Source organism: Hydrogenophaga sp., assembly GCF_026125785.1.
Classification (GTDB): domain Bacteria; phylum Pseudomonadota; class Gammaproteobacteria; order Burkholderiales; family Burkholderiaceae_C; genus Hydrogenophaga.
The window spans coordinates 132235-153711 of record NZ_JAHCKL010000008.1 but is presented as its reverse complement, the minus strand read 5'-3'; the positions used below and the strand labels follow the sequence as shown (position 1 = coordinate 153711).

The 21477-nt window shown below is 69.7% G+C and carries 23 protein-coding genes; 18 read left to right on the top strand and 5 right to left on the bottom strand.

The window, feature by feature from the left end; genetic code table 11:
* Nucleotides 1-148 precede the first annotated feature (148 nt).
* From KIT53_RS10590 to KIT53_RS10545, 10 genes are all read left to right on the top strand, one after another.
* Nucleotides 149-790, top strand: a complete 642-nt coding sequence (locus KIT53_RS10590) for a peroxiredoxin (RefSeq protein ID WP_297751793.1) — start codon at nucleotides 149-151, stop codon at nucleotides 788-790.
* A 17-nt stretch (nucleotides 791-807) separates the two neighbouring features.
* On the top strand, nucleotides 808-1365 hold the full coding sequence (locus KIT53_RS10585; protein WP_297751790.1) for an alpha/beta hydrolase: 558 nt from the start codon (nucleotides 808-810) through the stop codon (nucleotides 1363-1365).
* A gap of 109 nt (nucleotides 1366-1474) precedes the next feature.
* The gene (locus KIT53_RS10580) at nucleotides 1475-2476 is read left to right on the top strand and encodes a sulfate ABC transporter substrate-binding protein (RefSeq protein ID WP_297751787.1); all 1002 of its coding nucleotides are present in this window, start codon (nucleotides 1475-1477) and stop codon (nucleotides 2474-2476) included.
* A 4-nt stretch (nucleotides 2477-2480) separates the two neighbouring features.
* Nucleotides 2481-3380, top strand: coding sequence for a sulfate ABC transporter permease subunit CysT (gene cysT, locus KIT53_RS10575; protein WP_297751784.1), 900 nt, complete (start codon nucleotides 2481-2483; stop codon nucleotides 3378-3380).
* Nucleotides 3377-4270, top strand: a complete 894-nt coding sequence (gene cysW, locus KIT53_RS10570; protein ID WP_297751781.1) for a sulfate ABC transporter permease subunit CysW — start codon at nucleotides 3377-3379, stop codon at nucleotides 4268-4270. Before cysT ends, cysW begins: the two co-directional genes overlap by 4 nt.
* On the top strand, nucleotides 4267-5355 hold the full coding sequence (locus tag KIT53_RS10565; RefSeq protein ID WP_297751778.1) for a sulfate ABC transporter ATP-binding protein: 1089 nt from the start codon (nucleotides 4267-4269) through the stop codon (nucleotides 5353-5355). The genes cysW and KIT53_RS10565 overlap by 4 nt, the downstream gene beginning before the upstream one ends.
* 36 nt (nucleotides 5356-5391) lie before the next feature.
* On the top strand, nucleotides 5392-6903 hold the full coding sequence (locus KIT53_RS10560; protein ID WP_297751775.1) for an ATP-binding protein: 1512 nt from the start codon (nucleotides 5392-5394) through the stop codon (nucleotides 6901-6903).
* Nucleotides 6900-7595, top strand: a complete 696-nt coding sequence (locus KIT53_RS10555) for a response regulator (protein ID WP_297751771.1) — start codon at nucleotides 6900-6902, stop codon at nucleotides 7593-7595. Before KIT53_RS10560 ends, KIT53_RS10555 begins: the two co-directional genes overlap by 4 nt.
* Before the next feature lie 69 nt (nucleotides 7596-7664).
* Nucleotides 7665-9566, top strand: a complete 1902-nt coding sequence (locus KIT53_RS10550; RefSeq protein WP_297751768.1) for a potassium transporter Kup — start codon at nucleotides 7665-7667, stop codon at nucleotides 9564-9566.
* 77 nt (nucleotides 9567-9643) lie between these two features.
* Entirely contained in the window at nucleotides 9644-10336 is a 693-nt protein-coding gene (locus KIT53_RS10545; RefSeq protein WP_297751765.1) for a glutathione S-transferase N-terminal domain-containing protein, read from the top strand.
* Nucleotides 10337-10364: 28 nt separating this feature from the next.
* On the opposite strand, the gene KIT53_RS10540 is transcribed toward KIT53_RS10545, so the two are convergent.
* The 3 genes from KIT53_RS10540 to KIT53_RS10530 all read right to left on the bottom strand — a co-directional run bounded on the left by KIT53_RS10540 (nucleotide 10365) and on the right by KIT53_RS10530 (nucleotide 11578).
* On the bottom strand, nucleotides 10365-10577 hold the full coding sequence (locus KIT53_RS10540; protein WP_297751762.1) for a hypothetical protein: 213 nt from the start codon (nucleotides 10575-10577) through the stop codon (nucleotides 10365-10367).
* 128 nt (nucleotides 10578-10705) lie between these two features.
* Entirely contained in the window at nucleotides 10706-11155 is a 450-nt protein-coding gene (locus KIT53_RS10535) for a Cd(II)/Pb(II)-responsive transcriptional regulator (protein WP_297751760.1), read from the bottom strand.
* A 102-nt stretch (nucleotides 11156-11257) separates the two neighbouring features.
* The gene (locus KIT53_RS10530; protein ID WP_297751826.1) at nucleotides 11258-11578 is read right to left on the bottom strand and encodes a high-potential iron-sulfur protein; all 321 of its coding nucleotides are present in this window, start codon (nucleotides 11576-11578) and stop codon (nucleotides 11258-11260) included.
* 168 nt (nucleotides 11579-11746) lie between these two features.
* On the opposite strand from KIT53_RS10530, the gene hpnD reads away from it, so the two are divergent.
* The 3 genes from hpnD (at nucleotide 11747) to KIT53_RS10515 (ending at nucleotide 14495) form a co-directional block, all read left to right on the top strand.
* On the top strand, nucleotides 11747-12613 hold the full coding sequence (hpnD, locus tag KIT53_RS10525) for a presqualene diphosphate synthase HpnD (protein ID WP_297751757.1): 867 nt from the start codon (nucleotides 11747-11749) through the stop codon (nucleotides 12611-12613).
* Nucleotides 12610-13953 (top strand): hydroxysqualene dehydroxylase HpnE, encoded by a 1344-nt coding sequence (gene hpnE, locus KIT53_RS10520; protein WP_297751754.1) that lies wholly within the window; start codon nucleotides 12610-12612, stop codon nucleotides 13951-13953. The genes hpnD and hpnE overlap by 4 nt, the downstream gene beginning before the upstream one ends.
* 86 nt (nucleotides 13954-14039) lie before the next feature.
* A complete protein-coding gene (locus KIT53_RS10515) occupies nucleotides 14040-14495 on the top strand; it encodes an SH3 domain-containing protein (protein WP_297751751.1) in 456 nt (151 codons plus the stop codon).
* Nucleotides 14496-14602: 107 nt separating this feature from the next.
* Here KIT53_RS10515 and KIT53_RS10510 read toward each other — a convergent pair whose 3' ends face one another.
* Both KIT53_RS10510 and KIT53_RS10505 read right to left on the bottom strand, forming a co-directional pair.
* A complete protein-coding gene (locus KIT53_RS10510) occupies nucleotides 14603-15253 on the bottom strand; it encodes a glutathione S-transferase family protein (protein WP_297751748.1) in 651 nt (216 codons plus the stop codon).
* Nucleotides 15254-15286: 33 nt separating this feature from the next.
* Nucleotides 15287-16012 (bottom strand): HAD-IA family hydrolase, encoded by a 726-nt coding sequence (locus tag KIT53_RS10505; protein ID WP_297751745.1) that lies wholly within the window; start codon nucleotides 16010-16012, stop codon nucleotides 15287-15289.
* Nucleotides 16013-16031: 19 nt separating this feature from the next.
* Between KIT53_RS10505 and hemH the strand changes: the two genes are divergently transcribed.
* From hemH to KIT53_RS10480, 5 genes are all read left to right on the top strand, one after another.
* Nucleotides 16032-17123 carry a ferrochelatase gene (hemH, locus tag KIT53_RS10500; protein ID WP_297751743.1) on the top strand — a complete coding sequence of 364 codons (1092 nt, stop codon included), beginning with the start codon at nucleotides 16032-16034 and terminating at the stop codon, nucleotides 17121-17123.
* A 170-nt stretch (nucleotides 17124-17293) separates the two neighbouring features.
* Entirely contained in the window at nucleotides 17294-17743 is a 450-nt protein-coding gene (locus KIT53_RS10495) for a tripartite tricarboxylate transporter TctB family protein (protein WP_297751740.1), read from the top strand.
* Between the two features lie 21 nt (nucleotides 17744-17764).
* The gene (locus KIT53_RS10490) at nucleotides 17765-19300 is read left to right on the top strand and encodes a tripartite tricarboxylate transporter permease (protein ID WP_297751737.1); all 1536 of its coding nucleotides are present in this window, start codon (nucleotides 17765-17767) and stop codon (nucleotides 19298-19300) included.
* A gap of 36 nt (nucleotides 19301-19336) precedes the next feature.
* Nucleotides 19337-20026, top strand: coding sequence for a response regulator transcription factor (locus KIT53_RS10485; RefSeq protein ID WP_297751735.1), 690 nt, complete (start codon nucleotides 19337-19339; stop codon nucleotides 20024-20026).
* A complete protein-coding gene (locus KIT53_RS10480; protein ID WP_297751732.1) occupies nucleotides 20023-21465 on the top strand; it encodes a sensor histidine kinase in 1443 nt (480 codons plus the stop codon). Before KIT53_RS10485 ends, KIT53_RS10480 begins: the two co-directional genes overlap by 4 nt.
* Nucleotides 21466-21477: the final 12 nt, after the last annotated feature.

Sequence of the window (21477 nt, the reverse complement as noted above, 5' to 3'; positions counted from 1 at the left end):
GACACATCGGCATGTCCCCCACCGCGCCGATGCCGCAGGCGGCCAAGTCATATGCCTGGCACCTATAAACAAACTACTTCATAGTCGTTTGGTTATTTGAGCGGGCTCCAGAGAATGCGCTTCTGCCTACTTTCAAGGAGCGAACCTCATGAGCACCCTTCGCCTGGGCGATACCGCGCCCGACTTCACACAGGACTCCACCGCCGGCCCGATCCACTTCCACGAATGGGCGGGCGATGCCTGGGTGGTGCTGTTTTCCCATCCGGCTGATTTCACGCCGGTGTGCACCACCGAACTGGGCAAGACGGCGGCGCTCTCAGGCGAGTTTGCCCGGCGCAATGTCAAGCCGATCGCGGTCAGCGTCGATCCGCTGGACTCGCATGGCAAATGGGTGCAGGACATCAACGAGACCCAGAACACCACGGTGAACTTCCCCATCCTGGCCGATGCGGACCGCAAGGTGGCCACGCTCTACGACATGATCCACCCGAACGCCTCGGCCACCGCCACGGTGCGCAGCGTGTTCATCATCGACCCGAAGAAGGTGATCCGCACCACGCTGACCTACCCGGCCAGCACCGGGCGCAATTTCGACGAGATCCTGCGCGTGATCGATTCGCTGCAGCTCACCGACAGCCACAAGGTGGCCACGCCGGCCAACTGGAAGGACGGCGACGAGGTGGTGATCGTCCCCAGCCTGCAGGACCCGGCGGAGATCGCGCAGCGTTTCCCCAAAGGCTTCCGCGCCGTGCGCCCGTACCTGCGGCTGACCCCGCAGCCCAACCGCTGAACGCGGGAGCCACGCGCATGGCCGAACCGACCGTCATCATCATGCCCGGCTGGCGCAACTCCGGCCCGGGCCACTGGCAGACGCTGTGGAGCGAGAGCCTGCCTTCGGCGCTGCGCGTGGAGCAGGACGACTGGGTGGCGCCGGTGCGCCGGGCCTGGGTGGCGCGCCTGGGTGAAACCATCTTGCGCGCCCCCGGCCCGGTGCTGGTGGCCGCGCACAGCCTGGGCTGCATCGCCACCGTGCACCTGCCCGACGAGGTGACCCAGCGCATTGCCGGCGCCCTGCTGGTGGCCCCGGCCGACCCGGAGCGGCGCGGCGTGCTGGCCGATTTCGCTCCGGTGCCCTACCAGCGCCTGCCCTACCCCAGCATCCTCGTGGCCAGCACCAACGACCCGTTCTGCCCGGTGCGCACCGCCGGCGCCTACGCCCGCGCCTGGGGCAGCGAGTTCGTGCGGCTGAACGACGCCGGCCACATCAACGTGGACTCGGGCCACGGCCCATGGCCCCTGGGCCTGGCGCTGCTGCAGTCCCTGGGCGCTCGGGTGCCCGAAATCCGCCAGACCGAACCGGCCTGAGGCGGTCTATATATCCGATCCATATAAGAAAACAAAAACAAAGTCGTTGGGATTCTCAAACCCGGCGCCCAGAATTCGCTACATCCTGTTTCCGTTCCGGAGTTCCCTCATGAAAAACACCTTGCGCGCGACGCTCGCCGCGATCGCCCTGTCCACCTCCGCCCTGGCCGGCGCACAGACCACCTCGCTGCTCAACGTCTCCTACGACGTGGCGCGCGAGTTCTACAAGGACATCAACACCGCCTTCGTCGCCCATTACAAAAAGACCACGGGCAAGGACATCAAGGTAGACCAGTCCCATGCCGGTTCCAGCGCGCAGGCCCGCGCCGTGGCCGACGGTCTGGAAGCCGACGTGGTGACCTTCAACACCACGACCGACGTCGACTTCCTGGCCGAGAAGGGCGTGGTGGCCAAGGACTGGCGCCAGAAGTTCCCGAACAGCGCCGCGCCCACCACCTCGACCATGCTGTTCCTGGTGCGCAACGGCAACCCGAAGAACATCAAGGACTGGGACGACCTGATCAAGCCCGGCGTGCAGGTGGTGGTGGTCAACCCCAAGACCGGCGGCAACGGCCGCATGGCCTACCTGGCCGCCTGGGGCTACGTGCGCAGCAAGGGCGGCAGCGACGCCGATGCCGCCGAGTTCGTGAAGAAGCTCTACGCCAACGTGCCGGTGCTGGCGCGAGGCGGGCGCGACGCCACCGGCGTGTTCCTGCAACGCAATATCGGCGACGTGCTGGTGACCTTCGAGTCCGAAGTGGTGTCGGTGGACAAGGAGTTCGGCGCCGGCAAGGTCGATGCGGTGCACCCCAGCGCTTCCATCGTGGCGGAGAACCCGGTGGCCATCGTCGAACGCACGGTCAACAAGAAGGGCTCGGCCGCCGAGGCCAAGGCCTACCTGGACTTCCTCTACAGCCCTGAAGGCCAGGAGATCGCCGCCAGGCACAACATCCGTCCGCGCAACGAAGCGGTGCTGAAGAAGTACGCAACGGCCTTCAAGCCCATCAAGCTGTTCACCGTGGCCGACTACTTCGGCTCGCTGGGCGAAGCGCAGAAGGTGCACTTCAACGACGGCGGGCAGTTCGACAAGATCTACACCGCCGGCAAGTAACACCATGGCGCCCGTGCCTTCCGCCGTGCTGGCCGGCGCCGCGCCCGGCCCGCTGCCCTACACCCCGCGCGCGCGGCCGCGCCGCCGCGTGCTGCCCGGCTTCAACATCACGCTGGGCTTCACCATCCTCTACCTCAGCCTGATCGTGCTGATCCCGCTCTCGGCGCTGTTCTTCAAGACCTTCACCCTCACCTGGGCGCAGTTCTGGGAAGCGGTCACCGCGCCGCGCGTGATCGCTTCGTACAAGTTGACTTTCGGCGCCTCGCTGATCGCGGCCACGGTCAACGCCTTCTTCGGCCTGCTGGTGGCCTGGGTGCTGGTGCGCTACAGCTTCCCGGGCAAGAAGATCGTCGATGCCCTGGTGGACCTGCCGTTCGCCCTGCCCACCGCCGTGGCCGGCATCTCGCTGACCGCGCTGCTGGCCGGCAACGGCTGGATCGGCCAGTTCACCGAACCGCTGGGCGTGCAGCTCGCGTTCAACCCCAACGGCGTGGTCATCGCGCTGATCTTCATCGGCCTGCCCTTCGTGGTGCGCACCGTGCAGCCGGTGCTGGAAGACTCGGAGAAGGAACTCGAAGAGGCCGCGACCTGCCTGGGCGCCACGCGCTGGCAGACCTTCTGGCGCGTCATCTTCCCCAGCATCGCCCCTGCCCTGCTCACCGGCTTCGCCATGGCCTTCGCGCGTGCGATCGGCGAGTACGGCTCCGTCATCTTCATCGCCGGCAACATGCCCATGGTCTCCGAGATCACACCGCTGATCATCATCAGCAAGCTGGAGCAGTACGACTACGCGGGCGCCACCGCCGTGGCCCTGGTGATGCTGCTGTTCGCCTTCGCACTGCTGCTGCTCATCAACGGCCTGCAGGCCTGGCAGCGCCAGCGCGCCGGAGGGAACCTGCAATGAGCGCCGCCCGCACCGAAGCACCCTGGGTGCGGCGCACGCTGATCGGCGTGGCGCTGGCCTTCATGTTCCTCTTCCTCGTGCTGCCGCTGGCGGCTGTGTTCACCGAGGCGCTGCGCAAGGGCTTTGAAGCCTACTGGGAAGCGCTCAAGGACCCGGACGCCTGGTCCGCCATCCGCCTCACGCTGATCACGGCCGCCATCGCCGTGCCGCTGAACCTGGCGTTCGGCGTCGCGGCGGCCTGGGCCGTGGCCAAGTACGAGTTCCGGGGCAAGTCCTTCCTCATCACCCTCATCGACCTGCCGTTCTCGGTCTCGCCGGTGGTCGCGGGCCTGATCTACGTGCTGGTGTTCGGCGCGCAGGGCTGGCTGGGGCCCTGGCTGGCCGAGCACGACATCAAGGTTGTCTTCGCCGTGCCCGGCATCATCCTGGCCACCATCTTCGTCACCTTTCCCTTCATCGCGCGCGAACTGATCCCGCTGATGCAGGCCCAGGGCAGCGACGAGGAACAGGCCGCCATCGTGCTGGGCGCGTCGGGCTGGCAGACCTTCTGGCACGTCACGCTGCCCAACATCAAGTGGGGCCTGATCTACGGGGTGATCCTGTGCAACGCGCGCGCCATGGGCGAGTTCGGCGCGGTCTCGGTGGTCTCAGGCCACATCCGGGGCCAGACCAACACCATGCCCCTGCACGTCGAGATCCTCTACAACGAATACCAGTCCGTTGCCGCGTTCGCCGTGGCCTCGCTGCTGGCGCTGCTGGCCCTGGTCACGCTGGTGATCAAGTCGGTGGCCGAATGGAACATGGAGCGCGAGATGAAAGCCCTGGCCGAACTGCCGCCGGAGCGCCCCACGCCCGCCGCCACCACCAACCTGCTGGGACAAGCGTCATGAGCATCGAGATCCGCCACATCCACAAGCACTTCGGCAGCTTCCAGGCGCTGAAGAACATCAACCTGGACATCCAGTCGGGCGAACTGCTCGCGCTGCTGGGCCCCTCCGGCTGCGGCAAGACCACATTGCTGCGCATCATCGCGGGCCTGGAAACGCCGGACAGCGGCAGCATCCTCTTCAGCGGCGAAGACACCACCGACGTGCACGTGCGCGAACGCAACGTGGGCTTCGTGTTCCAGCACTACGCGTTGTTCCGCCACATGACGGTGTTCGAGAACGTCGCCTTCGGCCTGCGCGTCAAGCCGCGCGGCGAGCGCCCGAGCGACGCGCAGATCAAGACCAAGGTGATGGACCTGCTCAAGCTGGTGCAGCTCGACTGGCTGGCCGAGCGCTACCCCTCGCAACTCTCCGGCGGGCAGCGCCAGCGCATTGCCCTGGCCCGCGCGCTGGCGGTGGAACCCAAGGTGCTGCTGCTCGACGAACCCTTCGGCGCGCTGGACGCCAAGGTACGCAAGGAACTGCGCCGCTGGCTGCGCCGCCTGCACGACGAACTGCACGTGACCAGCGTCTTCGTCACCCACGACCAGGAAGAAGCCCTGGAAGTGGCCGACCGCGTGGTGCTCATGAACCAAGGCCAGGTCGAGCAGGTCGGCGCGCCGCAGGAAGTGTGGGAGCACCCGGCCAGCCCCTTCGTGTATGGCTTCCTGGGCGACGTGAACCTGTTCCACGGCCGGGCCAACGAAGGCCTGCTGCACCTGGACGGCGTGTCCATCGACACGCCCGAGCACGCCAGCGCGCGCGACGCCCAGGCCTTTGCCTACGTGCGCCCGCACGACCTGGAGGTGCAGCGCTACGCCGCCGGCCTGCCCGGCATCGTGGCCCGGCTCGACCGCGCCGTGGTGGTCGGCCCCGTCGCCCGGTTGGAACTGCTGCCGGTGGACGCGCAGGCACCCGGCGGACACGACCCGCTGATCGAAGCCCGCATGCCCTCGGAACAGTTCCGGGAACTGGGCCTGCGCGAGGGCGATACGCTGGTGGTGTCGCCGAAGAAGGCGCGCGTATTCCTGCAACCACAGGCAGCCTGATGCGTTCCTGATGCCGGCTGTGCTACGTTGCGTCCGATGACGCACACGCAGACACCGGCACCTCCTCCGGCCTCCCGGCACTGGCCAGCGGCCGTGGTCTGGGCGCTGGCCTGGGCCGCCATGTTCGCGCTGCGCGATCTGCTGGACCTGGCCAACCTCGCGCTGCTGCTGGTGCTGGCGGCCGCGCTCGCCGCCCTGTGGCTGCCGCCGCTGGCCTCCATGGCGGCCTGCGCGCTGGCGGTGCTGGCGTTCAACGTCGCCTTCGTGCCGCCACTGGGCCTGCTCAACGTCGACCTGCGGCAGCACGCGCTGCTGCTGCTCACCATGCTGGCCGTGAGCTGGATCGTCGCGCTGCTGATGGCACGCCAGCGCAGGCTGACCGAGGCCGAGCGGCTGCTCGCCTCGCGCGCGCGGCAACTGCGCGCCTTCGGCGACCTCCTGCGCGACACGGACGACCCGCGCTCGCGCGCCGCCGACCTGCAAACCACACTCGCTAGCCTGGTGGAGCGGCCCGTGGCCCTGCTGCTGCCCGACGGGCGACTGGGCGAGACGGACGCCGACGGCTGGTCAGGCCTGTCGCACGCCCTGCATGCGGCGCAGGCCATGGGCCCGGGCACCGGCCGGCACGATGAGCAGACCGCCTGGTACCTGCCGCTGCGCGGCCGCCAGGCCGCCCATGGCGCGGCGCGCCTGCCCTTGCCGGAGACGCCCGGCGAGCCCGACACCGCGCTGCGCGAACACGCCCAGGCCCTGTGCGACCAGATGGGCCTGGCGCTGGAACGCGCGGAGGCCGCGCGCGCCACCACGGCCGCGCGCGAGGAAGCCCGCGCGCACGCGCTGCGCAGCACCCTGCTGGCCGCCATCTCGCACGACTTCCGCACGCCGCTGGCCACCATCCTCGGCGCGGCGTCCTCGCTGCACGACCAGGACGCGCGGCTGTCCGACGGCCAGCGCCGGCAATTGGCCGCCACCATCGTCGACGAGGCCGGGCAACTGGGCCGCATCGCCGACAACACCCTGCAACTGGCGCGGCTGGACACCCCAGGCCTGGCCTTGCACCTGGACTGGGAGTCGGCCGAGGAGATTGTGGGGAGCGTGCTGCGCCGCGCGCGCCAGCGCCACCCGGGGCGCGCCCTGCAAACCCGCCTGCCACCGGGTCTGCCGCTGCTGCGCTGCGACGCCGTGCTGCTGGTGCAGTTGCTGGACAACCTGGTGGACAACGCGCTGAAGTACGGCGGCGACGCCGAGCCGGTGGAGATCCGCGCTGCGCTGGAGCCCAGCTGCCTGCGCCTGTCGGTGCTCGACCGCGGCCCAGGCATCGCGCCCGAGTGGCGCGAGCGCATCTTCGACGCCTTCCAGCGCGGCGCCCCCGCCCCCGGCGGCCCCAGGCGCGGCGCGGGCATTGGCCTGGCGGTGTGCCGCACCATCGCGCGCGCGCACGGCGGCGAACTCACGCTGCGCATGCGCCATGGCGGCGGCTGCAGTTTCGAGTGCACGCTGCCGCTGGCCTCCACCACGGCCGGCGAAGCCCCGGAGGCGACGGCATGAGCCTGGGCGTGCTGCTGGTGGAAGACGACCGCGAGCTGCGAGCCACCCTGCGCGCGGCGCTCGACGTGGAAGGCTACCGTGTGCTGGCCGCCGCCAGCCTGGCCGATGCGCGCGCGCTGCTGGCGCATGGCCAGGGCGTCGACATCGTGCTGCTGGACCTGGGCCTGCCCGACGGAGATGGCGAGGCGCTGCTGGCCGAGCTGCGGCGAACGCGCAGCACCCCGGTGATCGTGATCTCCGCGCGCGAGGCCGAAGCGCCCCGCATCCGCCTGCTCGACGCTGGCGCAGACGATTTCCTCGTCAAACCCTTCAGCCTGGGAGAGCTGCTGGCCCGCATGCGCGTGGCGCTGCGCCACCGCGGCACCACCGCGCGCGCGGCCATCACCCGCTACACCCATGGCGATCTGCTCGTGGAACTGCCTGCGCACCGCGTTGTTCGCGGCGGGGTGGATGTGCACCTCACGCCGACCGAATTCAAGCTGCTGGCACGCCTGGTGCGCAACGCCGGGCAAGTGGTCTCGCACCGCCAGTTGCTGGCCGATGTCTGGGGCGCGGACTTCACCGAGCACACGCACTACCTGCGGCTGTACATGGGCCAGTTGCGGGCCAAGCTGGAAACCGACCCGGCCGATCCCCAGCGCCTGCTGACCGAGCCTGGCGTGGGCTACCGGCTGGTGGAAGGCGAAGACTAGGCCCTGACTTATGCGTTCCTGATGCGGGCGCCGGTACGCTGCGGCGCATCTCCACTTCAGGACCTCTTCATGACAGCCCGCACCACCGCGGTCGACGCGCGCCCCCTGCGCCGCCAGGGCACCGCCGCACTCACCCTGGGCGCCATTGGCGTCGTCTACGGCGACATCGGCACCAGCCCGCTCTACACCATCAAGGAGGTGTTCTCCCCCGCCAGCGGCGTGGTGCTGAACACGCACAACCTCATCGGCGCCGTGTCGGTCATCTTCTGGGCGCTGATGCTCGTGGTCACGCTCAAGTACGTGACCCTGATCCTGCGCGCCGACAACCGGGGCGAAGGCGGCGGCCTGGCGCTGACCGCGCTCGCCGCCCACGCCGTGCGTTCGCGCCCGGCGCTGCGCCGCGCCCTGCTGCTGCTGGGCGTCTTTGGCGCCACGCTCTTCTACGGCGACAGCGTGATCACGCCCGCCATCTCGGTGCTCGGCGCCATGGAGGGGCTGGAGCTGGTCACGCCGGTGCTCACGCCCTACGTGGTGCCGATCACGGTGGCCATCGTAGTTGGCCTGTTTCTGGTTCAACGCTTCGGTACCGCCGTGGTCGGACGGCTGTTCGGCCCGGTCATCACCCTCTGGTTCATCACCCTGGCGGTGACGGGTGTGCTGCACATCGTCGAACAACCGGCCATCCTCGCCGCGCTCAATCCGCTGCATGCCTGGGACTTCCTCACCGAACGGGGCTGGAAGGTGTTCGCCGCCGTGGGCGCCATCGTGCTGGCGCTCACGGGCGCGGAAGCGCTCTACGCGGACATGGGCCACTTCGGCCGCCGGCCGATCCAGTTGGCCTGGACCGGCCTGGTGCTGCCCGCACTGGCCTTGAACTACATGGGCCAGGGCGCGCTGCTCATGGCCTCGCCCGATGCGATCGAGAACCCCTTCTACCGCCTCTTCCCCCAGAACGCGGTGCTGCCCGCGCTGGTGCTCGCCACGCTGGCGGCCATCATCGCCTCGCAGGCGGTGATCTCCGGCGCCTACTCCATGACCAAGCAGGCCATTCAGCTGGGTTTCCTGCCCCGGCTGACGGTGCGCTACACCTCGGCGCGCGAGGCCGGGCAGATCTACATGCCGGCGGTGAACTGGGCACTCATGCTGGGCGTGCTGGCCGCCGTGGTGGGTTTCGGCAGTTCTTCCGCGCTGGCCGGCGCCTACGGCATCGCGGTGACGCTGACCATGATGATCACCACGGTGTTGACCTACTTTGTGGTGCGCGAAGGCTGGCGCATGCCCGCCCCGCTGGCCGTTGGCGCTACCCTGTTCTTCCTGGCCATCGACGCCCTGCTGGTCGCCGGCTGCGCCATCAAATTCTTCGACGGCGGCTGGTTTCCGCTGGCCCTGGGCCTGGTCCTGTTCGGCCTGATGAGCACCTGGTCGCACGGACGCGACCTGCTTCTGCGAAGCATCCGCCGCGACGGCCTGGAGCTGCAACCCTTCCTGGACAGCCTGGACCCCAGGTCCGTGCCACGCGCCGCGCGCACCGCCATCTACCCGGTGGCGGATCCGGCCACCGTGCCGCAGGCGCTGCTGCACAACCTCAAGCACAACCAGGTGCTGCACGAGCGCAACGTCATCCTCACGGTGGTGTTCCACGAAGTGCCCTGGGTGCCGATGGAAGAGCGCGTCGACGTCGAACCGCTGGGCCACGGCTTCTGGCGCGTGACGCTGCACTTCGGCTTCATGAACACACCGGACGTGCCCAAGGCCCTGGCGCTGACGGCACCGCACGGCCTGCACATCCCCGTATTCGAGACCAGCTACTTCCTCAGCCACGAGACCGTGGTGCCCACGCCCGGCGGTGGCATGGCGAACTGGCGCGAACACCTGTTCGCCGCCATGAGCCGCAACGCGGTCGGGGTGGTGGGGTTCTTTCGCCTGCCCGGCAATGCGGTGGTGGAACTGGGCACGCGCGTGGCCATCTGAGTGAGGCCTCGGCACGCGGGCGGAAAAAATGGCCTTACCATTAGCCCAAAATTCCCCAACCGCAGGAAACCCGTGCCGTGATCCACCTCTACTTCACTTTCGCCCCCAACCCGATGAAGGTCCTGCTCCTGCTGGAAGAGACTGGGCTGGCGTACACACCGGTACCCATCGACACGCGCAAGGGCGAGCAGTTCGCCCCAGAGTTCCTGGCCATCAACCCCAACGCCAAGGTGCCCGCCATCGTGGACGATGGCCGGGCCGTGTTCGACAGCAACGCCATCCTGCTCTACCTGGCGGAGAAGACCGGCCAGTTCCTGCCGGACGCCTCCCACCGCCACGAGCTGCTCTCATGGCTGATGTTCATCGCTTCCGGCGTCGGCCCCTTCTCCGGGCAGGCGGTGCATTTCCGGGTCTACGTCGAAGGCGAGAAAACCTACGCGCTCAACCGCTACGACTTCGAGGCCGACCGGCACTGGAAGATCATCGAGGCCCGGCTGGCCCAGCAGACCTGGCTGGTGGGCAACGCCTACTCCATCGTGGACATGGCCTGCTGGGGCTGGGCGCGCCTCATTCCCATGATGTTCGGCATCGACGAGAAAGAAGCCCGCGCCCGCTACCCGCAGATCCACAGGCTGCTGGACACCATCAACGCGCGGCCGGCGGTTGCGCGCATCGACGCGATGCGCCAGCGGCACAGCTTCAAGACCGAGAACGACGCCGAGGCGCGCAGGCACATGTTCCCGCAACTCGCGCGCATCCAGATGACCTGAGGCGCCCGCGCCGGCAGCCCGGCGGGCGTCAGGAAGCCAGCGTGATCTTGCCTTCGGCGATGTAGCGCGTGAAGTCGATCAGGGGCATGGCGGCCGAGTTGTGCGTGTCCTCGTCTTCCCAGCTCAGCGTGGCGTCGATCAGGCCGGTTTCCACGCTGACCGGGCCAGGGCGGATCACGAGGTTGGGGCCGTCGCCTTCGCGGAACTCCACCTTGCCGACAATGTGTGCGCTCTGTGCCATGCGTCCTCCTGGGTGTGGGTTGAAGAAGCGCAGGCAGCGGCTGCCGCCTGCATACCCATCCTAGGTGTGGCGGCAGCGCGGCGGGCAGGCCTGTTACGTAACAGGCGCAACGGCGCGCTACAGCGCGTTCAAGCGCTCACCGGGCGGGAGGCTGCTGGGTGGCAGGCACAGGCTTCGCCGTGCGCGGCGGACACTAGTTCGTCCAGGATGCCGCAGGCCGCGCCCTGCTCGTGCGCGCCGTCGCAGCGCGAACGCAGTTGCAGCAACTGTTTCTCCAGCGCGCGCATGCTCTTGAGCCGCGCGCGCACACGCCCGATCTGTTCATCCACCAGGTGGTCCACATCCAGGCGCTGCCCCTCGGGATCGTCCACGAAGCCCAGCAGGCGACGCACGTCCGCCAGCGGCATGTCCAGCGCGCGGCAGTGGCGGATGAAAGCCAGCCGCTCCAGGTGCGGCTGCGCGTAGTTGCGGTAGCCGTTGTCCAGCCGGGCCGGCTCGGGCAGCAGGCCTTCCTTCTCATAGAAGCGGATGGTCTCGACGTCCACGCCCGTCGCACGGGCCAGTTCCTTGATCTGCATGCTTATTCATCTCCGGCCCCAGCGCAGCGCGCGGGGGCATGCCAGCACTGTAGACACTTCAGGCCGGATACACGGGTTTCAAGACGAAAAAACCGCGTCGCGTCACTTCTTGACGTAGGCGCTGCACCAGCCGCTAGCCGCCACCATCTTGCCCGGGAAAATGCCGCAGCCACCCGCCGCATCGCCCGCCTTGCCGGTGAAGAGCTGGCAGCCGGCGCACTTCTGGCCGGCGGCGTACTTGGGGTACTTCTTGGTGTCGACCTTGGTGGCATCGGCCGAATAGCCCAGGGCAATGGCGGTGGCGTCCTTCTCGCTGACCATGTTGGCCGCCTGCGCGTGAGCGGCGCCGTGCAGCACCAGGGTGCCGCCGGCCACCGTGGCGGCCTGCAGCAGGAAGACGCGTCGGTTCGTGGGGTTCTTCATCATGAAATCACCTCGTGGGGGTTGTTCGTCAGGGAATCCTGTCCATCTTGTGCCGCTCAGGTTAACGCTGGCTTAAGGCGGGCGCCACCCGCCCATCCGACCAGCCAGGACACCGGTCGGCGGGCCCGCTCCCGCGGTGCGTACACTTGGCCACAGACCCAGACCACGATGAGCCCCCAAGACTACGTCCAGCAAAAGGCTGCCGCCTCCGGCAGCAGCTTCTACTACGCCTTCCTGTTCCTGCCGGCGGAGCGCCGCGCCGCCATCACCGCGTTCTACGCGTTCTGCCGCGAGGTGGACGACGTGGTCGATGAGGTGAGCGACCCCGGCGTGGCCCAGACCAAGCTCGCCTGGTGGCGGCGCGAGGTGGCGCAGGCCTACGCCGGCAGCCCCAGCCACCCGGTGATGCAGGCCCTGATGCCGCTGGCCCGCACCTACGAGATCGAGGCCCGCCACCTCTCGGCGGTGATCGACGGCTGCCAGATGGACCTGGAGCAGAACCGCTACCTGGACTTCGCCAACCTGCAGCGCTACTGCCACCTGGTGGCCGGCGTGGTGGGCGAGGTCGCGGCGCGCATCTTTGGCCAGACGCAGGTGCGCACCACCGAATACGCCCACCGCATGGGCCTGGCCTTCCAGCTCACCAACATCATCCGCGACGTCGGCGAAGACGCCGTGCGCGGCCGCATCTACCTGCCGGTCAATGAGCTGCAGAGCTTCAACGTGCGCGCGCACGAGCTGCTGCAACGGGGCGCCGCGCCGGGCACCGACGCGGCGGACTTCCAGCGCCGCTTCACCGCGCTCATGCAATTCCAGTGCACGCGCGCGCTGCAGACGTACACCGATGCGCTGGCCCTGCTGCCAGCAGCCGACCGGCGAGCCCAGAAGCCCGGCCTGATGATGGCCAGCATCTACCGCACCCTGCTGCGCGAGATCCAGGCCGAGCCCATGCTGGTGCTCACGCGCCGCGTGAGCCTCACGCCGCTGCGCAAGTTCTGGCTGGCCTGGAAAGTCCAGGCCCTGGGACGGCTTTGAAGGGGCGGCTGGCCATCGTCGGCGCGGGCTGGGCGGGCATGGCCGCGGCCGTGAAGGCGGCCGATGCCGGCTGGGACGTGACGGTATTCGAAGCGGCGCGCACCCTGGGCGGACGGGCGCGTGCGCTGGTGGTCGAGCTGGCGGATGGCCGGTCACTGACACTGGACAACGGCCAGCACATCCTGATCGGCGCCTACCGCGAGACACTGGCGCTCATGCGCCATGTGGGCCTGGACCCGCAGGCCCTGCTGCTGCGCCTGCCGCTGGCGCTGCCCTACCCGGACGGATCCGGCCTGGCCACGCCGGCCTGGGCCGCGCGCTGGCCAGCGCCGCTGGACGCGGTGGCGGCCATCGCCACCGCGCGCGGCTGGTCCTGGCGCGAGCGCGCCGCCCTGGTCCGCACCTCCCTGGCGTGGCAACGCGCCGGTTTTGCCTGCGCGCCCGATGCCACGGTCGCTGCGCTCTGCGAGGGCCTGCCCGCGCGCGTGCGCGACGAACTCATCGAGCCTCTGTGTGTCTCGGCCCTCAACGTGCCCACCCACGAGGCCAGCGGCGAGGTGTTCCTGCGTGTGATGCGCGACGCCCTCTTCGGCCAGGGCGCCGAGGGTTTTGGCGCCTCCAACCTGCTGCTGCCGCGCACCGACCTGGGCGCGCTGTTCCCGGTGGCGGCGCAGCGGTGGCTGCAACAGCGGCATGGCGAACGCACCCGCGTCCACACCGGCCGCCGCATCACCGGCCTGCGCAGGCACGGCACGCAATGGTGCCTCTCCAGCGAAGCGGGCGAAGACTGTTTCGAGCGCGTGATCTGGGCCACCGCCGCCACGCCCGCCGCGCAGGCCATGGCCCAGGTGTCCGACGCCCCCGCCCCGCTGCGCCAATGGGCCGAGGTGGCCGCCGCCCTGCCGCACACCGCCATCACCACGGTCTATGCCCAGGCCCCGGGCGCACGCCTGGCGGCCCCGCTGCTGGCCCTGCGCGGTGGCGGCACCGAGGCGCCGGCGCAATTCGTGTTCGACCGCGGCCAGCTTGCCCCGCAGGACCCCGCCGCGCAGGGCCTGCTGGCCTTCGTGGTCAGCGCCAGCGGTGGCGAGCGGGAGGAACTGCAGGCGCGCGTGCTGGCCCAGGGCGCCCGTCAACTCGGCCTGCCGGGCCTGCAGGCCTTGCAAACCGTGGTGGAGAAACGCGCCACCTTCGCCTGCCTGCCGGGCCAGCCCCGGCCCGGGGCGGTCATAGCGCCCGGCCTGTGGGCCGCCGGTGACCATGTGCAGGGCCCCTACCCCGCCACGCTGGAGGGAGCGGTGCGCAGCGGCATCGCCGCCGCGCATCTGGCCCTGGGCTGAAAACCGTCCACATTCCGAGGAACCTCCGGCGCACGAGGGGTTCACACAGGTGTTTCTGTGTAACCCGAGGAAAGGAGCATCTGCGGATGAACTGGACGAAAACCGCCCGACAACTGATCGCCACCGCCAGCCTGAGCCTGTTGGCCCTGGGAACTGCCCAGGCCCAGAGCATGGTCAGTGTCAACGGCAGCACGCTCAACATGCGCGAAGGCCCGAGCACCAGCTCACCGGTGCTGTGGGAACTCAAGAAGGGCTATCCCCTGAAAGTCGAGCAGCGCAAAGGCAACTGGATCCAGGTGAGCGACTTCGAAGGCGACCGCGGCTGGGTGGCCCGCTCGCTGACCGGCAGCACCCCCCATCACATCGTGAAGTCCCGCGTCGCCAACATCCGCAGCGGCCCAGGCACCCAGCACCGCATCGTGGGCAAGGCCGAGTACGGGGAACTGCTGCGCACGCGGGAAAAGCGCGCCGGCTGGGTGCGCGTGGAGCGCGAGGAAGGCGTCGGCGGCTGGATCGCCCGCCAACTGCTCTGGGGCTGGTAGGCCCGGTCCGGCCTGGCGGTGATCCAGGAGCCGGCGCGGGTCACGCACCGAGCGCACCGCCTTCGTCACTGCGTGTTCCTGGGCGCGCGGCACACCGCCGCGCGTGTTCAGCCCCGCGCCTTCACCGCCAGGTGCGCGGGGCGCTCCACGCAGCCCAGCAGCCAGGCGTGCGTGAGCGGAAAGCTCTCCATCAGCACGCGCGATGAGCGCGCCCAGTTGAGCACGCTGGCCACGCAGAGGTCGGCCACGGTGAAACGGGCGGCGGCCAGGTAGGCCTGGCCCGCGGCCTGCTGGCCCTGCAGGTGCTGCTCCAGCACACGCAGCGGCACCTTCAGGCGCCGCTCGGCCGCATCGGCCAGCTCGGGCTTGCGGCGATCTTCGGGCATGGAGACGCGGTGCATCAGCACGCTGAGCGCATCGGCCTCCACCTCGTTCACCGTCCAGAAGCTCCAGCGCAGGGCCTCGGCGTCTTCGCGCGGCGTGGCCGGCGCGATGTCGCTGCCGTCGCCACGGCCATGGTGGCGCGCGATGTAGAGCGCGCAGGCCATGCTCTCCCACACCACCACCTCGCCCTCCGGCCGGGCGTCCACCACCACCGGCACGTGGCCGTTGGGGTTGAGGGCCAGGAACTCGGGCGTGCGGGTGGCACCGTCGCGGTAGTTCTGGCGCACATGGACGAAGTCCAGCCCCAGTTCGGTGGCGGCCCACAAAGGCCGCAGCGCGCGGGAGGTGACGATGCCGTGGATGGTGAGGCTCATGAGATCGGGCGAAGGAAGGGGAAAAAGGCAGGATCAGCCGAGCTGACGGCACAGTGCCATCAGGTCGGCCACGGTGGTGTGCGGCTGCAGCGGGGCGTGCGTCCAGGCGTGGCCTTCGCGGTTGACCCAGGCCACCTGCATGTCCGCGCCGAGCGCGCCCAGCACGTCCAGGTGGGCGTCGTCCCCCACGTGCAGCACATCCGCGCTGGCCACGCCCGCGGCCCGCGCCGCGGCATGGAAGATGCGCGCATCGGGCTTGCCCACGCCGAACTCGCGCGCCGACAGCGCGCCCTTGAAATGCGAGGCCAGGCCCACGCGCCGCAGGTCCGCGTTGCCGTTGGAGAGCGCCACCACCGGGTAGCGGCTGGCCAGCCATTCGAGCGCCGGCAGCGCGTCCTCGAACAGGTCCACGCGCTGGCGTTCGGCAAAGAAGACCTCGAAGGCGGGTTCGGCCAGCGCGGGGTCGTCGCCGGACCGCTCCAGCACGCGGCGGATCGACTCCCGGCGCAGCGCGCTCAGGTCGTGCGCCAGATCGGGCCGCTCGGCCTGCATCTGGTTGCGCACCTCGCGCAGCAAGGCCGGGTTGCCCCATTGCGCCGCGGTGGCTGGCGCGCGTTCCGCCAGCCAGGCCGAAAGAACCGCCTCGGCGCGCGCAATGGTGGGCCAGATGGGCCAGAGGGTGTCGTCCAGATCGATGGTGATGGCGCGCACGCGGGCGGGGTCCAGCCGTGCGCCGCCATCCGGGGCGGGGGTATTCATGTGTGCGGGAGAATAGCGCATGAGCTTTCGCCCGGAACCCGCGACTCCCCATGGCCGAGCGCCCCGCACGGCCATCGTCTTCTGCAACCTCGGCACGCCCGACGAGCCCACCGCCCCGGCCCTGCGCCGCTACCTGGCGGAATTCCTCGGCGACCCGCGCGTGGTGGAAATCCCGCGCCTGGCCTGGCTGCCCATCCTGCACGGCATCATCCTGCGCACGCGGCCGGCCAAGTCCGCCGCCAAGTACGCCAGCATCTGGACGCCCGAGGGCTCGCCCCTCAAGGTCTGGACCGAGAAGCAGACCGCGCTGCTGCGCGGCCTGCTGCACGAGCGCGGCCACCAGGTCACGGTGCGCCATGCCATGCGCTACGGCAGCCCGTCCATTCCCGCCGTGCTGGACGAGCTCAAGGCCGAGGGCGTGACGCGCGTGCTGGTGCTGCCGGCCTACCCGCAGTACAGCGGCACCACCACCGCCAGCGTGGTGGACGCGGTGACCGCCTGGACGCGGCCGGTGCGCAACCTGCCGGAATTGCGCTTTGTCCACCGCTACCACGACGACCCTGGCTACATCCGCGCGCTGGCGCGCGGCATCCGGGCTCACTGGGCCGCGCACGGCCAGGGCGAACTGCTGGTGATGAGCTTTCACGGCGTGCCCGAACGCACCCTGCACCTGGGCGACCCCTACCACTGCGAATGCCAGAAGACTGCGCGCCTGCTGGCCGAACAACTGGGCCTGCCCAAGGACCGCTACCGCGTCACCTTCCAGTCGCGCTTTGGCAAGGCCAAGTGGCTCGAACCCTACACGGAACCCACCCTCGTCGAACTCGCCCGCCAGGGGGTGCGCCGCGTCGACGTGGCCTGCCCCGGCTTCACCAGCGACTGCCTGGAGACCCTGGAGGAAATCAACATGGAAGCGCGCCACGCCTTCACCCAGGCCGGTGGCTCGCACTTCGAATACATCCCCTGCCTGAACGACCAGCCCGAGTGGGTGCACGCGCTGGTGGACCTGGCCGAACGCCACCTGCAGGGCTGGCCCACACAGGCCGCAGACAACCCCATGGACCTGCAGGCCAGCCGCGAACGCGCGCTGGCCCTGGGCGCGCGCGACTGAGCGCCGCGGCGACCAGCGGCCGGGATCAGGTTCCGGTCAGGTAAGCCCTTCTAAGCTGGCCCACCGCCTCGACACCGCCCCCCATGGGCGCGAGGCCAGGCCGGCGTGTGCGCGTGTGTGTGCGTGCGCCGAAACCGTCACCCACGGCGCCTCGGCGCAACCCACATTCCATGAAGACCCAGAGAGACATACCCGACGTGATCGGTGGCCTGCTGATGGCGGGCACCGGCCTCTTCTTCGCCGTCTACGGCCACATGCACTACGAGACCGGCACCGCCGCGCGCATGGGGCCAGGCTATTTCCCGGTGCTGCTGGGCTGGGTCCTGGCGGTGCTGGGCCTGCTCGTGGCCATCCCGGCCTGGTGGCGGCGCGGCGAACCGGTGAAGGTGCAGTGGAACAACCTGTTCTGGTGCGTGCTCAGCCTGCTGGTCTTCGCGCTCGCACTGCACCTGCTGGGCGTGGTGCTCGCCGCGTTCATTGCCGCCCTGGTCTCGCTGGTGCCATCGGCCATGGCCATGCGCACCCGCCTCGTGGTGTGCGCCGTCGTTGCGCTGCTCACCACGCTGATCTTCCCCATCGGCCTGCAGATGATCCTGCCCATCTGGCCCTGGAGCCACTGACCCGAACCAAGGACACCCACCATGGACCTCTTCGGCAACCTCTGGCTCGGCCTGCAAGTCGCGGTCGAACCCATCAACCTCCTCTACTGTTTCTTCGGTGTCTTCCTGGGCACCGTGGTCGGTGTGCTGCCCGGCATCGGCGCGCTCGCGGCGATCTCGCTGCTGCTGCCGCTGAGCTACCACATCCCGCCCACCGCGGCCATCATCATGCTCGCCGGCGTCTACTACGGCGCGCAGTACGGCGGCTCCACCGCCTCCATCCTGCTCAACCTGCCGGGCACGCCGTCCTCGGCGGTGACCTGCCTCGATGGCTACCCCATGGCGCGCAAAGGCAAGGCCGGTGTGGCGCTGTTCGTCACCACCATCGCCTCGCTGGCGGGCGCCATGTCGGGCCTGATCCTGCTCACGCTGTTCTCGCCCTTGATTGCCGAGGTAGGCCTGAAGTTCGGCCCGGCCGAGTTCTGTTCCATGATGCTGCTGGGCCTGGTGGCGGCGTCGTCCATGAGCTCCGGTGCGGCCATCAAGGGCCTCTGCGCCATGGTGTTCGGCCTGCTGCTGGGCATGGTCGGCACCGACGTGAACAGCGGCGCCTCGCGCTACGCCTTCGACGTGCCCGAACTCACCGACGGCATCAACCTCGTGGCCCTGGCCATGGGCCTCTTCGGCGTGGCCGAAGTGATCCGCAGCGTCAACTCGGCCGAGACCCAGCGCAAGGTGGAAGCGGTCAGCCTGCGCTCCATGGTGCCCACGCGCGACGAGTTCAAGGCCACGGTCAAACCCATGGCGCGCGGCTCCGCGCTGGGATCGGCGCTGGGCGCGCTGCCCGGCGTGGGCCCCTCCATCGCGGCCTTCATGGCCTACGCCATCGAGAAGCGGCTGGCGCGCGACCCCAGCCGTTTCGGCCAAGGCGCCATCGAGGGCGTCTCGGCCCCCGAGTCCGCCAACAACGCCGCCGCCCAAACTGCCTTCGTGCCCTCGCTGTCGCTCGGCATCCCGGGCGACGCCGTCATGGCCGTGATGCTGGGCGCGCTCATCATCCATGGCATACAGCCGGGCCCCAACCTCATCACCGAGCAGCCCAACCTGTTCTGGGGCCTGGTGGTGAGCTTCGCCATCGGCAACATCATGCTGGTGATCCTGAACCTGCCCACCATCGGCATGTGGGTGGCGCTGCTGCGCATCCCCTTCGCGTGGATGTACCCGGCCATCCTGGTCTTCGTCGCACTCGGTGTCTACAGCGTCAACAACAACACCTTCGACATCTACTCCGTGGCGGCGCTGGGCGTGATGGGCTACCTGCTGATGGTGCTGCGTTTCGAGCCCGCGCCGCTGCTGCTGGGCTACATCCTCGGCCCCATGCTGGAGGAATACCTGCGCCGCGCCCTGCTGATCTCGCGCGGCGACCCCATGGTCTTCCTGCAGCGCCCCATCAGCGCCACCCTGCTCAGCGTCACCGCTGCCCTGCTGCTGTGGGCCTTCTGGTCTACCCTGCGCAGCAACCTGCGCGCGCGCAAGGCGGACCGCGGCAACACGCCGGACCTGGCCATGACCGACTGAAATGGCGCCCGCGCCCTCATCTGCTAGCCTCCGTCCATGCGCATCCTGCTGGTAGAAGACGACGCCGTGCTGCGTGAGGTGATCGCCCGCAGCCTGGAACACGCTGGCCACCGCGTGGACACGGCCGGCAGCGTGCAGGATGCCGCGCACCTCTGGCGCGTGCAGCCTTTTGACGCCGTGCTGCTGGACCTGAACCTGCCTCGGCACGCGCGCGCCGGCAGCCCCATGGGCAACGCCCTCACCGTGCTGCGCGAAGCCCGCGCGCGCGGCGACCGCACACCCGTGCTGGTGCTGACCGCGCGCAACCGCACCGAAGAACGCATCGACGGCCTGGACAGCGGCGCCGACGATTACCTGGGCAAGCCCTTTGACCTGGCCGAAGTCGAGGCCCGCCTGCGCGCCCTGGTGCGCCGCGCCACCGGCACCGACGACCGCGCCCGCCTCGCCGACCTGGAGCTCGACCGGCGCGCGCGGCGCTTCAGCGTCGGCGGCAGCCCGCTGGACCTGCCGGCGCGCGAATTCGAGGTGTTGTGGGAACTCATGAGCCCGCCCGGCCACGCCGTGAGCAAACGCGAACTCTCGGACAAGCTCTCCGGCTTCGACGACGCGCTGGGCGACAACGCCCTCGAAGCCTTCATCTCCCGCCTGCGCAAGAAACTCGCCGGCAGCGGCGCCTCCATACGCACGCTGCGCGGCATCGGCTATCTGCTGGAGCCCGAGGCTTGAGCGAACCGGCGGCCGCGCACACCCCCTCACTGCGCATCCGCATGCTGCGGCACGTGATGCTGCCGCTGGTGCTGACCTGGCTCACGGGTACCGTGGCCACGCTGGGCGTGGCCAGCCACTTCACCGAACAGGCCTTCGACCGCGCCCTGGTGGACGACGCCTACTCCATCGCCTCGCACGTGCAGATGCACGAAGACGGCGACGTGGCCCTGCAACTGAGCGAAAGCGAACTCACCGCCGCCCTGTTCGACCAGGCCGAGACCGTGCACTTCGCCGTGCTGCGGCCCGACGGCTCCCTGCTGGCGGGCAAGCGGCTACCCGCCACGCCCCTGCCCGACGCCAGCCAGCGCTTCCGCTACAGCGACATCATCTACCAGGGCCTGCCCGTGCGCGCTGTCACGCTCAGGCACGACGTGGACGGCCAGACCTACCACGTGGTCATGGCGCACACGACCTACGTGCGCGCCGCGCTGGTGCAGCGCATGCTGCTCTTCGGCGCGCTGCCGCTGCTCCTGCTGCTGGCCCTGCTCGCCTTCTGGCTGTGGCGCCGCATCGAACGCGACCTGCAGCCCCTGGCCCGGCTGCAGCACGCGCTGGCCGACCGCGACGCGCAAGACCTCACACCCGTGGCCATCTCGCCTTCCACGCACGAAATCGAACAGGTCGGCCTGGCCGTCAACGAGCTGTTTGGCCGCCTGGGCCGCAGCGTGCGTTCGCAGCGCGAGTTCCTCGGCAACGTCGCCCATGAGCTGCGCACACCGCTCGCGCGCATCCGCGCCCTGGCCGACTATGGCCTCGCCCACCCCGACGCCGCCGTCTCGCAGGCCCAGCTGCGGCAGATCACCACCAGCGCCGAACGCGCCGGCCGCCTCGTCAGCCAGTTGCTGGACCTCGCGCTGGCCGACGAAGCCGCGCTGGCCCTGCACATGCAGCGCCTGCAGCTGGCGCCCCTGGTCGGCCAAGCCGTGCTGCGCCACCTCGACAAGGCCGATGCGCGCGGCGTGGACCTGGGCGCGCGCGGACTGGAAGCCGGCGCCGAACACCCGCACGTGCGGGCCGACCCCGCGCTCATCGAAGGCGTGCTGGACAACCTCATCGACAACGCCCTGCGCTACGGCGGACCCACGATCACCGTGGAGCTCGCCGCCCACCCCGAGAGCGGCACCTGCACCCTGGCCGTGGTGGACGACGGCCCCGGCATTCCCGAGGAAGCCCGCCGCGAACTCACCCAGCGCTGGACCCAGGGCCACGAAGGCGAACGCCAGGGCCTGGGCGCGGGGCTCGGGCTGTCCATCGTGGCGCGCTACGCGCAACTGCTCGGCGCGCAACTGCAACTGGACAGCGCCGACCACGGGCGCGGGCTGCGGGCCAGCCTGGTGCTGCCCTTGTGCGACCCACCCACGCCCCCCGGCGCGGGCGCGTTCAAGCCACCGCCCTGACGGCAGCCGGGG

Coding starts and splice junctions, on each gene's coding strand:
- KIT53_RS10505 (WP_297751745.1), bottom strand. CDS start 16,012: ATGAATACCCCCGCCCCGGATGGCGGCGCACGGCTGGACCCCGCCCGC.
- KIT53_RS10550 (WP_297751768.1), top strand. CDS start 7,665: ATGACAGCCCGCACCACCGCGGTCGACGCGCGCCCCCTGCGCCGCCAG.
- KIT53_RS10490 (WP_297751737.1), top strand. CDS start 17,765: ATGGACCTCTTCGGCAACCTCTGGCTCGGCCTGCAAGTCGCGGTCGAA.
- KIT53_RS10585 (WP_297751790.1), top strand. CDS start 808: ATGGCCGAACCGACCGTCATCATCATGCCCGGCTGGCGCAACTCCGGC.
- hpnD (WP_297751757.1), top strand. CDS start 11,747: ATGAGCCCCCAAGACTACGTCCAGCAAAAGGCTGCCGCCTCCGGCAGC.
- KIT53_RS10495 (WP_297751740.1), top strand. CDS start 17,294: ATGAAGACCCAGAGAGACATACCCGACGTGATCGGTGGCCTGCTGATG.
- KIT53_RS10590 (WP_297751793.1), top strand. CDS start 149: ATGAGCACCCTTCGCCTGGGCGATACCGCGCCCGACTTCACACAGGAC.
- KIT53_RS10530 (WP_297751826.1), bottom strand. CDS start 11,578: ATGAAGAACCCCACGAACCGACGCGTCTTCCTGCTGCAGGCCGCCACG.
- KIT53_RS10540 (WP_297751762.1), bottom strand. CDS start 10,577: ATGGCACAGAGCGCACACATTGTCGGCAAGGTGGAGTTCCGCGAAGGC.
- KIT53_RS10510 (WP_297751748.1), bottom strand. CDS start 15,253: ATGAGCCTCACCATCCACGGCATCGTCACCTCCCGCGCGCTGCGGCCT.
- KIT53_RS10565 (WP_297751778.1), top strand. CDS start 4,267: ATGAGCATCGAGATCCGCCACATCCACAAGCACTTCGGCAGCTTCCAG.
- cysW (WP_297751781.1), top strand. CDS start 3,377: ATGAGCGCCGCCCGCACCGAAGCACCCTGGGTGCGGCGCACGCTGATC.
- KIT53_RS10560 (WP_297751775.1), top strand. CDS start 5,392: ATGACGCACACGCAGACACCGGCACCTCCTCCGGCCTCCCGGCACTGG.
- KIT53_RS10535 (WP_297751760.1), bottom strand. CDS start 11,155: ATGCAGATCAAGGAACTGGCCCGTGCGACGGGCGTGGACGTCGAGACC.
- KIT53_RS10555 (WP_297751771.1), top strand. CDS start 6,900: ATGAGCCTGGGCGTGCTGCTGGTGGAAGACGACCGCGAGCTGCGAGCC.
- KIT53_RS10515 (WP_297751751.1), top strand. CDS start 14,040: ATGAACTGGACGAAAACCGCCCGACAACTGATCGCCACCGCCAGCCTG.
- KIT53_RS10485 (WP_297751735.1), top strand. CDS start 19,337: ATGCGCATCCTGCTGGTAGAAGACGACGCCGTGCTGCGTGAGGTGATC.
- hemH (WP_297751743.1), top strand. CDS start 16,032: ATGAGCTTTCGCCCGGAACCCGCGACTCCCCATGGCCGAGCGCCCCGC.
- KIT53_RS10580 (WP_297751787.1), top strand. CDS start 1,475: ATGAAAAACACCTTGCGCGCGACGCTCGCCGCGATCGCCCTGTCCACC.
- cysT (WP_297751784.1), top strand. CDS start 2,481: ATGGCGCCCGTGCCTTCCGCCGTGCTGGCCGGCGCCGCGCCCGGCCCG.